The following is a 12,686-nucleotide window of genomic DNA, read 5'->3' as shown; positions in this document are numbered from 1 at the left end:
ACCCGCGATCCCGTCCAGTTGCCAGTGGGGCATCTTCCTGCGCAACCACGACGAACTCACCCTCGAAATGGTCACCGACGAAGAACGTGACTACATGTGGGCCGAGTACGCCAAGGACCCCCGGATGCGCGCCAACATCGGCATCCGCCGCCGCCTCGCCCCCCTCCTCGACAACGACCGCAACCAGATCGAGCTGTTCACCGCGCTCCTGCTCTCCCTGCCCGGCTCGCCGATCCTCTACTACGGCGACGAGATCGGCATGGGCGACAACATCTGGCTCGGCGACCGCGACGCGGTGCGCACCCCCATGCAGTGGACCCCCGACCGCAACGCGGGCTTCTCCTCCTGCGACCCCGGCCGCCTGTTCCTGCCCACGATCATGGACCCGGTCCACGGTTATCAGGTGACGAACGTCGAGGCGTCCATGACCTCGCCGTCGTCGCTGCTGCACTGGACCCGGCGCATGATCGAGATCCGCAAGCAGAACCCCGCCTTCGGACTGGGCACGTTCACGGAACTGAACTCGTCCAACCCGGCGGTCCTGGCCTTCCTGCGGGAGTACGGCGACGACCTCGTGCTGTGCGTGCACAACTTCTCCCGGTTCGCCCAGCCAACCGAACTCGACCTGCGCGCCTACGAGGGGCGCCACCCGGTCGAGCTGATCGGCGATGTGCGTTTCCCGGCCATCGGTGAACTGCCGTACCTGCTCACCCTCGCGGGACACGGCTTCTACTGGTTCCGGCTCACCCGAGTCGCCTCCCGCATCGGCCGCCGCCGCTGACCGCCCGGCACCGAGGAAAGGACGCGTCACCATGCCGAAGACGATCACGCCCCGACCGCCGGTCACATCCGGCACCGCCCGGTCCGCGGCCTCACTGACCGAGCTGCTGCGTGAGTGGCTGCCCGCGCAGCGCTGGTTCGCGGGCAAGGACCGGCCGGTCACCGACCTGTCGGTGCTGTCGATGACCGAGCTGTTCCCCGGGTGTCTGCATCTGCTGGTGCACGCCTCGCACGCGCCGGTACCGACGCCGGGCGGTACCCAACCGCCCGGCGACTGCTACCAGTTGCTGCTGGGCATGCGCCGGGATCTGGCACCCCGGCTGGAACGGGCGTTCGTCGGGCGGGTCGAGGAGGGGCCGTTCGCCGGTCTCGCGGTGTACGACGCGCTGCACGACCCGCGCTCGGCGCATCTGCTCCTGGAGCGGCTGCGCCAGCCGGGCACGGCGGGGCCGCTGCGCTTCGAGGCCACCGACACCGCCCGGCTGCCGGGCGCGCTGCCGCCCCGGCTGCTGGACGCGGAGCAGTCCAACTCCTCGATCGTGTACGGCGACGCCTACATCCTGAAGCTGTTCCGCCGTATCCAGCCGGGCGTCAACCCGGACCTGGAGGTGCCGGGCGCGCTGGCCGCGCAGGGGTGCGCACGGGTACCGGCGCCGGTGGCGTGGTTCAGCACCAGCGCACCGCTCCGGGCGACGCTGGGGGTGCTCCAGCCGTTCCTGCCGGACGCCAGCGACGGCTGGACCCTGGCGCTTGACGCGCTGGCACGGGGCGACGACTTCACCGCCGAGGCCCGTGAGCTGGGCCGCACGATGGCGGAGGTGCATCTCGCGCTGGCCGAGGCGTTCGAGCCCGCCGGACCGGACCAACTGGGCCGTACGGTGGACGACATGTGCGCCCAGCTGGAGGCGGCCACCCGGTCGGTGCCCCAGCTGCGGCCGTTCGGGCCCGGACTGCGGGCCGCGTTCGGCGCGCTGGCCGGGTGCGACAGCGGGCCGCCCGCCCAGCGCATCCACGGCGACCTGCACCTCGGGCAGGTGCTGCGGGCGGGGCGCGAGTGGTTCGTGATCGACTTCGAGGGCGAGCCGTCCCGGCCGCTCTCCGAGCGGACGGCGCCGCAGTCGCCGGTACGGGACGTGGCCGGGATGCTGCGCTCCTTCGACTACGCGGCCCGGCAGCGCCGACCGTGGCGGCCGGAGTGGGCGCGGCGCTGCCGGGAGGCGTTCTGCGCCGGGTACGCGGCGCGGGCCGGATGGGACCCACGCAAGAAGCACGCGCTGCTGCGCGCGCACGAAACGGACAGGGCGGTGTACGAGGTGCTGTACGAGGCGAGACACCGGCCGGACTGGTTGCCGGTCCCTATGGCCGCCATCGAGCGGCTCGCCGTGTGGGGGGGCTGACGTCGTGGCACTGCGCGACAGCATGCGCCCCGAGAGCGCGGGACCCGAGGCACCGAAGGCCACCCGGCGGAGCCGGAAGAGCGTGAAGACGGCGGAGGCGGTGGTTCCGGGGACGGAGACCGTTGAGGCGCCGGAGCAGGTGAAGGCCGCACCGAAGAACACGAAGTCCCCTAAGTCGCCCAGGACTTCGAAGACTCCGGCGACCGCGAGGACCGGCAAGCGCGCGAAGGCTCCGGCGGCGGTCAGGGGCACCGGGGAGGCGCCGGTCTCCGCAGCGCCGGTGCCCCCGGCGCCGGACTCCCCCGTGCCCGCCTCCCCCGCTCCGGTCCCGCTGGACCCGGGGGACCGGGACCGGCTGCTGGGCGGTGCGCATCACGACCCGCACGCGCTGCTGGGCGCGCACCCCGCGCCCGGCGGCACGCTGTTCCGGGCGCTCAGGCCGGGCGCCCGTGCGGTCGCCGTGCTGGTGGACGGCGCCGCGCACCCGCTGGCGTCGGAGGGCGGCGGGCTGTTCTCCGCCGTGCTGCCGTTCCCGGAGATCCCCGCGTACACGCTGCGGGTGGCCTACGCGGACACCGAGCACGAGGTGCACGACCCGTACCGGTTCGCGCCCGCGCTGGGCGAACTGGACCTGCATCTGATCCGCGAGGGGCGGCACGAGGAGCTGTGGCGGGCGCTCGGCGCGCAGCCGATGACGCACCAGGGCGTGGCCGGTACCCGGTTCACCGTGTGGGCGCCGAACGCCCAAGGGGTGCGGGTCGCCGGGGACTTCACGTTCTGGGACGGCACCCAGTACCCGATGCGCTCGCTGGGCGCGGCCGGGGTGTGGGAGGTGTTCCTGCCGGGGATCGGTGAGGGCGCCGCGTACAAGTTCGAGATCACCTCGCGGCACGGCGGCCGGTTCCTGAAGGCGGACCCGATGGCCCGCCGGACCGAAGTGCCGCCCGCCACCGCCTCCGTGGTCGCCGTGGCGCACCACGAGTGGTCGGACGCGGAGTGGATGGCGCACCGGGGCGACACCCCCGTGCACGAGGCGCCGTTCTCCGTCTACGAGGTCCACCTCCCGTCCTGGCGCAAGGGACTGACGTATCGTCAGCTTGCCGACGAACTCCCGGCGTACGTCAAGGAGATGGGCTTCACGCATGTCGAGCTGATGCCGGTCACCGAGCATCCGTTCGGCGGTTCGTGGGGCTATCAGGTCACCGGGTTCTACGCCCCGACCTCGCGGCTCGGTTCGCCGGACGACTTCAAGTACCTGGTGGACGCGCTGCACCGGGCCGGGATCGGCGTGATCATGGACTGGGTTCCGGCGCACTTCCCGAAGGACGACTGGGCGCTGGCCCGGTTCGACGGGGACCCGCTGTACGAACCCGGCGACGACCGGCGGGCCGAGCATCCGGACTGGGGCACCTACGAGTTCGACCTGGGCCGTACCGAGGTGCGGAACTTCCTGGTCGCCAACGCGGTGTACTGGTGCGATGAGTTCCACATCGACGGGCTCCGCGTGGACGCGGTCGCCTCGATGCTCTACCTGGACTACTCGCGGGACTCCGGGCAGTGGACGCCGAACGTGTTCGGCGGGCGCGAGGACCTGGACGCGGTGGCGTTCCTCCAGGAGATGAACGCGACCGTCTACCGGCGCTGCCCCGGCGTGGTCACCATCGCCGAGGAGTCCACCGCCTGGGACGGCGTGACCCGGCCGACGGACTCGGGCGGGCTCGGGTTCGGGCTGAAGTGGAACATGGGCTGGATGCACGACTCGCTGGAGTACGTCCAGCACGAGCCGGTGCACCGCAAGTACCACCACCACGAGATGACGTTCTCGATGGTGTACGCGTACAGCGAGAACTACGTGCTGCCCATCTCCCACGACGAGGTGGTGCACGGCAAGCGGGCGCTGGTGTCGAAGATGCCGGGCGACTGGTGGCAGCGCCGGGCCGGGCACCGGGCGTACCTCGGGTTCATGTGGGCCCACCCCGGCAAGCAACTCCTCTTCATGGGACAGGAATTCGCGCAGGGCGGCGAGTGGTCCGAGGAGCACGGCCCGGAGTGGTGGCTGATGGACCCCGGCCATGTCGCGGCCGGTGACCACCGGGGTGTGCGGGATCTCGTGGGGGATCTGAACGCGGTGTACCGCGAGACGCCCGCGCTGTGGCAGCGCGACACCGACCCGGCCGGTTTCCGGTGGGTGCTGTGCGACGCGGCCGAGGACAACGTGTTCGCGTTCCTGCGGTTCGCGGCGGACGGTTCGCCGCTGCTCGCGGTGTCCAATTTCTCGCCGGTGGTGCGGCACGACTACCGGATGCGGGTGCCGGAGGAGGTTCCGGCCTGGCGGGAGGCTCTCAACACCGACGACGCCCGCTTCGGCGGGGGCGGCGTCCGGGCGGGCGGCGACGGTCCGCTCGTCGCGCGGGACGGCTCCCTGTCGCTGACCCTGCCGCCGCTGGCGACGGTCTGGCTGACGCCCGCGCGCTGAGCGGAGGGGTGTCGGCGGGTCCCCGAGGGGCAGTCGGGTCGTACGGACCACGACTGCCCCTCGGGGCTGTCCAGGGCGGTGACGGAAGGGGGCGGTGGCCGTGCGCACTGTGGGTGTGGAGGAGGAACTCCTCCTGGTGGACCCGGACAGCGGGGAACCGAGCGCGATGTCGGCGGCGGTGCTCGCCCGCGCCGACCGGGCCGACCCCGGACAGGACGTGTTCGAGAAGGAACTCTTCGGGCAGATGCTGGAGTTCGCCACGCATCCGCGGGCGGACATGGCGGAGCTGGGCGCGGAGATCGGCCGCTGCCGGGAGGCGGCCGCCCGGCACGCCGAGGGCATCGGGTGCGCGGTGGCCGCGCTCGCCTCCTCCCCGCTGCCGGTCAGCCCGTCGGTGAGCATGAACGAGCGGTACCAGTGGATGGCGGACCAGTACGGCATCGCCACCCGCGAGCAGTTGGTGTGCGGCTGCCATGTGCATGTGGCGGTGGAGTCCGACGCGGAGGGCGTCGCCGTCCTGGACCGGATCGCGCCGTGGCTCGCGGTGCTGAGCGCCCTGAGCGCCAACTCCCCCTTCTGGCAGGGCCAGGACAGCGGGTACGCCAGCTATCGCAGCCGGGTGTGGGAGCGCTGGCCGTCGGCGGGTCCGGCCGGGCCGTTCGGGTCTCCGGAGGCGTATCACCGGCGGGTGGCGGACATGGTCGCCACCGGGGTGATCCTCGACGAGGGCATGGTCTACTTCGACGCCCGGCTCTCCGCGCGGTATCCGACGGTGGAGATCCGGGTGGCGGACGTGTGCCTGCGCGCGGAGACCGCCGTCCTGCTGGCCACGCTGGCGCGGGCGTTGGTGGAGACCGCGGCGCGCGAGTGGCGGGCGGGGCGTCCGGCGCCCGCGCACCCGGTGGGGCTGCTGCGCATGGCGGCCTGGCGGGCGGCGCACTCCGGGGTGGACGGCGATCTGCTCGACCCGGTGTCGATGCGGCCCCGTCCGGCCGGGGAGGTCGTGGGGGCGCTGCTGGACCACGTCCGGGACGCGCTCACCGGCTCCGGTGATCTGCGGGCCGCCGAGAAGGGCGTGGCACGGCTGCTGGACGCCGGGAACGGCGCCCGTGAGCAGCGCGCGCTGCTGGAGCGCACGGAGAGCCTGCGCGCCGTGGTCACGGAGTGCGTGCGGGTGACGCGCGGCTGAGGCGGGGGCCGCGGCGACGGGAGATCGGGGGGCGGGGCAGCGTTCGGAGGGCGCGCACGTCTCCGTGGCGGACCCTGTTCCCGGAGGTGGCCGGAGGCCGCCGGAGCCGTGGGGCACGGGTGCGGCGGGTGTACGTCAACGACCTTGTTGCGACTTGCCGGTTCGGTGCACCGGGGGCGTCCCGCTGGGCTAGATTCGAGCACCGCCTGCACCGGTCCGACCGGCGGCGTCACCCTCCGTACCTCCGGGAGCCGCGCATGCGTGACCTCGCCCCCGCTCCGGCGGCCGTTCCCCCTCCGCTGACCGGCGGGCTCGCCGACAGCGTCTTCGAGCACGCCGACCGCACACCGGGGCTGCCCGTCCTGGCCCGCCGCTCCGCCGACGGCTGGGAGGCGGTGACGGCCGCCGGGTTCCGCCGGGAGGTGGTGGCCCTGGCCAAGGGGCTGGTCGCCGCCGGGATCTCCCCCGGTCACCGGGTGGCGCTGATGGCCCGTACCCGGTACGAGTGGACGCTGTTCGCGCAGGCGCTGTGGACGGTGGGCGCCGAGGTGGTGCCGATCCATCCGGCGTCCTCGCGGGACCAGGTCGAGTGGATACTGCGGGACGCGTCCTGTGTGGCCGTGGTGGTGGAGGACGAGCAGGGCGCGATGACCGTGGGCACGGTGTGCGCGGGGCTGCCGCTGCTGCGGCACGTGTGGCAGCTCGACGCGGACGCCGTCACGGCGCTCGGCGAGCGGGGCGTGGACGTGCCGCTGACCACGGTGGAGTCGCTGCGCCGGATCGTGCTGCCGGACTCCACGGCGGCCGTCGCCTACACCTCGGGCACCGGCGGGCGCCCGGTGGGCTGCGCGCTGAGCCACCAGGGTCTGGCGCACCCCTGTGACGTACTGCTGGCGGGCTGGGGGCACACCACCGCGCCGCCCGGGGAGCGGCCGTCGGTCCTGGCGTTCCTGCCGTTCTCGCACGTGTACGGGATCATGATCCAGGTGCTGTGCCTGCGCGGCGGCATCCTGATGGCGCACGAGCCGGAGGTCACCGAGGGCGCCATCGCGTCGGCGCTGCGCACCTTCCGGCCGACCTATCTGTACGGCGTGCCGTCAGTGTTCGAGAAGCTGTACAAGACGTATCTGCGCCGCGCCCAGGAGAGCGGCCGGGGTGCGCTGTTCGCGCGGGCGGCGCGTACCGCGCGGGAGTTCGCGGAGGCGGAGGAGCGACGGCGGCTCGGGCGGGGTCAGGGGCCCGGGCTGGAACTGCGGCTCCAGCACGCCCTGTACGAGCGGACGGTGTACCGGGGTCTGCGGGCCGCGCTGGGCGGCCGGGCGGTGCGCGGCACCTCGGGCGGGTCGTCGCTGGACCGCGAACTCTCCCTTTTCTTCGAGGGAATCGGGGTGTACGTGCACGACGGCTACGGCCTGACCGAGACCTCGGGCGGGATCACCATGCAGCCGCTGGGCCGGGAGAAGTCCGGCACGGTGGGCATGCCGCTGCCGGGCACCGAGCTACGGGTCGCGGACGACGGGGAGATCCTGCTGCGCGGCCCGTCGCTGTTCCAGGGGTACGTCGGGGACGAGGCGCGGACACGGGCGGTGCTGCGCGGGGGCTGGCTGGCCACGGGGGACATCGGACGGCTGGACGAGGAGGGGTATCTCACGATCACCGGCCGGAAGAAGGACGTGATCGTGACGAACGGCGGGACCAGTGTGGCGCCCGCCCCGCTGGAGAACCGGCTGCGGATGCATCCGCTGGTGCACCAGGCGGTGGTGGTGGGCGACGGCAGGCCCTGTGTGGGGGCGCTGCTCACGCTGGACCCGGACTTCCTGGCGCACTGGCGGGCGGCGCTGATGCCGCAGGGCGATTCCCTCGCCCGTGAGGCGCGGGAGGAGAACTCGCTGCGGGAGGAGATCGCGCGGGCGATCGCCTCCGCGAACAGCGCGGTGTCCCGCGCGGAGTCGATCAGGGTCTACCGTGTGCTGCAGGAGCCGTTCGCCCCGGACAACGGGATGCTGACGCCGTCCATGAAGCCGCGTCGGGACGCCATCGCGCGTGCCTACGCGGAGGAGATCGACGCGATGTACGCGGCGCGGCCCCGGCGGGCCCGGACACCCGGTGAGGCGGCCGACTGGGACGACGCCGGGGAGGACGTGTTCCGGCAAGAGGGGGGCGGCGACCGGCGTCATCCGGTGGTGCGCGGGAGCCGCCGGGACGAGTTCGGGGGTGACCGTCCGTACGGCCGCCCGGGCGGTGACCGATCCCACGGATAACCCCGCGGGGTTCGGGAACCCGCGCAGTGCAGTGATCAGCGACGGCGACCACCCCGGTCGGCCGCGGCCCTCCTGGCCGGCGGTGCGCGGGGGGCCGGGGAATGCGAGATGGCGACAGAGCGGCGTGGGAACGAGAAACCCCCCGAGGGCACGCGGGAGCGCGCGTTCGCCTTCCCGGGCGACCTGCGCAATGTCACGGGGGCCCGGCTGGCGGCCGAGGAGTTCCTCCGCGCGCTCGCGCGGAACGGACCACCGGACGCGCCGGAGCACTGGGACGACATCCTGCTGGTGGTGACGGAACTGGCGGCGAACGCCGTGCAGTACGCGCCGGGCCCGTTCGACCTGCGGATGCGGCGCACCTTCGACGGGGTGCACGTGACCCTGCGGGACACCAGCACGGTGCGGCCGGAACCGCGCCCGTTCTCCCCGAACGCGGGCGGCGGCGGGATCGGCTGGCATCTGGTGCACACGCTGTGCGATCAGGTCAGCGTGGTCGTGGACGACGGCGGCAAGGACGTGCATGTGTTCCTGCCCTGGTGAGCGGTGGTCCGCGCGGTGCCGGTGGGGTGCGGGAGGCATGAGGGCCGCGGGATCGGGTTACTCCGGGCGGTGCGGGGGCAGGCGGTGCGCACATGTTCGTCGGCCGGCCGCGCCCGAGTGGCGGAACGGCCCGGCCCACGGTGGGATCGAAGGTGGCGGATCGTCCGTGGGCCGGGCCGTGGAGCGGCATCGAGCCGGACCGCCCGGAGCCGTAGAAAGGGATGGACACCGTGACACGACCCAGGATTCTGGTGGTTGGCGCAGGCTTCGCCGGGGTCGAGTGCGTCCGGCGCCTGGAACGGAAGCTCTCCCCCGGCGAGGCGGACGTCACGCTGGTGACGCCGTTCGCCTACCAGCTCTATCTGCCGCTGCTCCCCCAGGTCGCCTCGGGGGTGCTGACGCCGCAGTCGATCGCCGTCTCGCTGCGCCGCAGCAGCAGGTACCGCACCCGGATCATCCCCGGCGGCGCGATCGGCGTGGACCTCGCGGCCAAGGTGTGCGTGGTGCGCACCATCACCGACAAGATCGTGAACGAGGCCTACGACTACATCGTGCTGGCGCCGGGCAGTGTGACCCGCACCTTCGACATCCCCGGTCTCACCGAGCACGCCTTCGGCATGAAGACGCTCGCGGAGGCCGCGTACGTCCGTGACCACGTGATCACCCAGCTCGACCTGGCGGACGCCAGTGACGACCCGGCGGAGCGGGCGGCGCGGCTGCAGTTCGTGGTGGTGGGCGGCGGGTACGCCGGGACCGAGACCGCGGCCTGTCTGCAGCGGCTCACGCACGCGGCGGTGAAGCGCTATCCGCGGCTGGACCCGAAGCTGATCAAGTGGCATCTCATCGACATCGCGCCCCGGCTGATGCCGGAGCTGGGCGCCAAGCTCGGCAACAGCGCGCAGGAGGTGCTGAAGCAGCGCGGGATCGATGTGTCGCTGGGGGTGTCCATCGAGAAGGCGAGTGCCGAGGAGGTCACCTTCACCGACGGCCGGGTGGTGCCGACGCACACCCTGATCTGGACGGCCGGAGTGGTCGCCAGTCCGCTGATCTCGACGCTCGGCGCGGAGACGGTCAAGGGGCGGCTCGCGGTGGACGCCGAGATGAACCTGCCGGGCAGCGACGGGGTGTTCGCGCTCGGCGACGCCGCCGCCGTGCCGGACATGGCCAAGCACCAGGACGGCGCGGTCTGCCCGCCCACCGCCCAGCACGCGATGCGGCAGGGCCGGGTGGTCGCGGACAACGTGATCGCCACGCTGCGGGGACTGCCGAGGGAGCCGTACGTCCACAAGGATCTCGGGCTGGTCGTGGACCTCGGCGGCACCGACGCGGTGTCCAAGCCGCTCGGCATCGAGCTGCGGGGCCTGCCCGCGCAGGCGGTGGCCCGCGGGTACCACTGGTCGGCGCTGCGCACCAACGTGGCCAGGACGCGGGTGATGACCAACTGGCTGCTGAACGCGGTCGCGGGCGACGACTTCGTGCGCACCGGGTTCCAGGCCCGCAAGCCCGCCCGGCTGAAGGACTTCGAGTACACGGACTCGTATCTGACGCAGGAGCAGGTCCGGGAACAGGTGGCGAGCGCCGCCGCCGTGGACCGTCCCTGACCGCTCGCCCGCCGCGCCGCCCCTCTCCCCCGCGCGCAGGTCGGAGGGGGGCGGCGCGGCGCGTCGTGCCATGCTGGTACGGAGATCCATTTCGTACACGGGAGAGCACGGCGGCGTGAGAGCAACGGGCGGGTCGGCGCGGGTACGGCTGTGGGACCGGGTGGCCGCGTCCGATCCGGGGCTGCTGAGACTGACGGCGGGGCTGCGCACGGTCGCCGCGCTCGCGCTCACCCTGCTGGTGCTGGCGGTGGCGCGGGTGCCGGTGCTGTATCTGGTGGCGGGCGCGATGGCGGCGATGGTTGCCACGTTCGCCGTCCGGGAGAACAGCCGGGCCGCGCAGGCGGTCACCCTGGCGCTCGGGCTGCCGATGGCCGTGGTGTCGGTGTCGCTGGGCACGCTGCTGCATCAACTGCTCGTGGTGGGCGACGTGTTCTTCGTCGCCCTGATCTTCGCCGCGGTGTACGTCCGCCGGTACGGCGACCGGGGTACGGCGCTGGGCCTGATCGGCTTCCAGATCTACTTCCTGTCGCTGTTCGTGCACGCGACGACCGCGCAGCTTCCCGCGCTGTACGGGGTGCTGGTGGTGGCGTTCGTGGCGAGCGCGGTGGTGCGGTTCGCGCTGCTGCCACAGACCCCGGCGGGCACGCTGGACCGGCTGCGGCGAGCGTTCAGGGCGCGTCTCGGGCAGTTGGTGGCGACCCAGACGGAGCTGCTGGACGCGGGGCCGGAGGAGATCGACAAGGTCCTCGGTGAGCTGCGTACCGGTACGGCCCGGCTGCACGAGACGGCGCTGATGATCCAGGGGCGCCTGGAGGACGGCACCGGGGACGAGGCGGCGGCCCATCTGCTCCAGCGGCGGGTCGCGGACGCGGAGATCGCCGCCGAGCGGCTGGGGCTGCTGCTGCTCACGGCGCGCAGCGCCGAGCGGACCGCGACCCTGACCCTGCACCTGCCCGGCGCCCCGCTGCCATCCGGGGGCGCGCTTCCGGTGCGGGAGGAGGCGACGGCGGCGCTGCGCCGGGATCTGGCGGCGCTGCGGCTGCTGGTGCTGCGTCCGGCGGGCGTGGCGACGGGCGCGGCGTCGGCGCAGCTCCGCAACCGGCTGCTCGGTTACCGCGAGGAGGAGAACCTGCCCGCCGCGTCCCCTGCCGTGCAGGACGTGTTCCGGGGGCTCGGTGAGACGGCCCGCGCGGTGCTCGGGCTGCGTACGGCGCTGGACGGGCCGCAGGACGACGCCGACGACACCCCGGCGACGGCCAGGTCACGGGAGGAGCTGGACGCCGAGGACGCGGCGATCGAGAGCAGCGAGGAGGAGACCCCGGCGGAACCCGCGCGGACCGGGCTCCAGCGGCCGACGACGCGGGCGGCGCTCCAGGTGGCGGTGGGGTCGTCGCTGGCGATCTTCGGCGGCGAGCTGCTGTCCAGCCAGCGCTGGTACTGGGCGGTGCTGACCTGCTGGATCGTGTTCCTGAACACCGCGTCCACGGGCGAGATCGTCGTCAAGGGCTACCGGCGGCTGCTCGGTACGGTGCTCGGGGTGGTCGCGGGGATCGGGCTGGCGGGGCTGGTGGGGCATCACACCTGGCTGGCGTTCGGCCTGGTCCTGGTGTTCATCTTCGCCATGTTCTACACCGCGCCGTTGTCGTACACCCTGATGTCGTTCTTCGTGACGGCGATGCTGGGGCTGCTCTACACGCTGCTCAACACGTACACGCTGGCGCTGCTGGGGCTGCGGATCGCGGAGACGGCGCTGGGCGCGGTGTGCGGGGTGATCGCGGCGGCGTTCGTGCTGCCGGTGCGCACCGACCGGCGTACCGACGAGTTGCTGGGGGCGGTGCTGGAGAGGCTGGCGGAGGTGACGCGGGCGGCGGCGGACCAGCTCAGCGGTGCTCCCCCGGCGGATCTGGTGGACCAGGCGCGGGAGCTGGACCAGGCGCTTGCCGATCTGAGGGCGGCGATCCAGCCGCTGACGCATCCGATCACCCCGATGCGGACCCGGCGCAACACCGCCCGCTATGTGCTGGCGCTGCTGGAGACGTGCGCGTACCACGCGCGGGCGCTGGCGGCGACGGCCGAGCTGCTGCCGTCGCACCCGTCGATCGCGGCGGACCCCCGGCTGCGTACGGCGGGCAGGCGGATCGTGCAGAACATCGAGGCGATCGGCGCGCATGTCACGGACCCGGCGGCAGTGGCCGCGGTGGAGAGCGGGCCGAGCATCGCGTCGATGCTGGAGCCGGGCACGCTGCACGCCCCGCGCTACGGCCGGGTCACCGACCGGGTCCTGCGGCACCTCCAGCGGCTGGACGAGGCGGTGTCGGGCCTGGCCCGGCCGCTGGGGCTGACGACGGTACCGGCCAGGACGACGTGAGGGGCGGCCCGCGCACAGTCGCGCGGGCCGCCGGGTGGTGCTCCTGGTGGTGACCGGAATGGTTCGCCGGTCGC

At 73.2% G+C, this 12,686-nt stretch carries 8 protein-coding genes; all 8 read left to right on the top strand.

Annotated features, from left to right (window positions below; genetic code table 11):
• Window positions 1-781: alpha-glucosidase C-terminal domain-containing protein (locus KUM39_RS01550; protein WP_217783464.1), on the top strand; the 781-nt coding region annotated here is incomplete at its 5' end.
• Window positions 782-812: 31 nt separating this feature from the next.
• A complete protein-coding gene (locus KUM39_RS01545; RefSeq protein ID WP_217783463.1) occupies window positions 813-2,177 on the top strand; it encodes a maltokinase N-terminal cap-like domain-containing protein in 1,365 nt (454 codons plus the stop codon).
• Window positions 2,178-2,199: 22 nt separating this feature from the next.
• A complete protein-coding gene (gene glgB, locus KUM39_RS01540; RefSeq protein ID WP_246619433.1) occupies window positions 2,200-4,653 on the top strand; it encodes a 1,4-alpha-glucan branching enzyme in 2,454 nt (817 codons plus the stop codon).
• 100 nt (window positions 4,654-4,753) lie between these two features.
• Window positions 4,754-5,842 (top strand): glutamate--cysteine ligase 2, encoded by a 1,089-nt coding sequence (locus KUM39_RS01535; RefSeq protein WP_217783462.1) that lies wholly within the window; start codon window positions 4,754-4,756, stop codon window positions 5,840-5,842.
• A gap of 257 nt (window positions 5,843-6,099) precedes the next feature.
• Window positions 6,100-8,103, top strand: coding sequence for an AMP-dependent synthetase/ligase (locus KUM39_RS01530; protein ID WP_217783461.1), 2,004 nt, complete (start codon window positions 6,100-6,102; stop codon window positions 8,101-8,103).
• Window positions 8,104-8,211: 108 nt separating this feature from the next.
• Complete coding sequence (locus KUM39_RS01525) at window positions 8,212-8,643, top strand: ATP-binding protein (protein ID WP_217783460.1); 432 nt, start codon at window positions 8,212-8,214, stop codon at window positions 8,641-8,643.
• A 221-nt stretch (window positions 8,644-8,864) separates the two neighbouring features.
• Window positions 8,865-10,244, top strand: coding sequence for an NAD(P)/FAD-dependent oxidoreductase (locus KUM39_RS01520; RefSeq protein ID WP_217783459.1), 1,380 nt, complete (start codon window positions 8,865-8,867; stop codon window positions 10,242-10,244).
• A gap of 115 nt (window positions 10,245-10,359) precedes the next feature.
• Window positions 10,360-12,612 carry an FUSC family protein gene (locus KUM39_RS01515; protein WP_308288015.1) on the top strand — a complete coding sequence of 751 codons (2,253 nt, stop codon included), beginning with the start codon at window positions 10,360-10,362 and terminating at the stop codon, window positions 12,610-12,612.
• The last annotated feature ends 74 nt before the right edge of the window (window positions 12,613-12,686 follow it).

This window comes from Streptomyces corallincola (assembly GCF_019104725.1).
In the GTDB taxonomy this organism is placed as follows: domain Bacteria; phylum Actinomycetota; class Actinomycetes; order Streptomycetales; family Streptomycetaceae; genus Streptomyces; species Streptomyces corallincola.
The sequence above is the reverse complement of the archived record's forward strand: the minus strand, read 5'-3'. Positions and strand labels throughout refer to the sequence as shown.

What these genes read in the sequence shown, in the direction of transcription:
- KUM39_RS01545 (WP_217783463.1), top strand. Translation starts at nt 813, where the DNA reads ATGCCGAAGACGATCACGCCCCGACCGCCGGTCACATCCGGCACCGCC.
- glgB (WP_246619433.1), top strand. Translation starts at nt 2,200, where the DNA reads ATGCGCCCCGAGAGCGCGGGACCCGAGGCACCGAAGGCCACCCGGCGG.
- KUM39_RS01530 (WP_217783461.1), top strand. Translation starts at nt 6,100, where the DNA reads ATGCGTGACCTCGCCCCCGCTCCGGCGGCCGTTCCCCCTCCGCTGACC.
- KUM39_RS01525 (WP_217783460.1), top strand. Translation starts at nt 8,212, where the DNA reads ATGGCGACAGAGCGGCGTGGGAACGAGAAACCCCCCGAGGGCACGCGG.
- KUM39_RS01520 (WP_217783459.1), top strand. Translation starts at nt 8,865, where the DNA reads ATGGACACCGTGACACGACCCAGGATTCTGGTGGTTGGCGCAGGCTTC.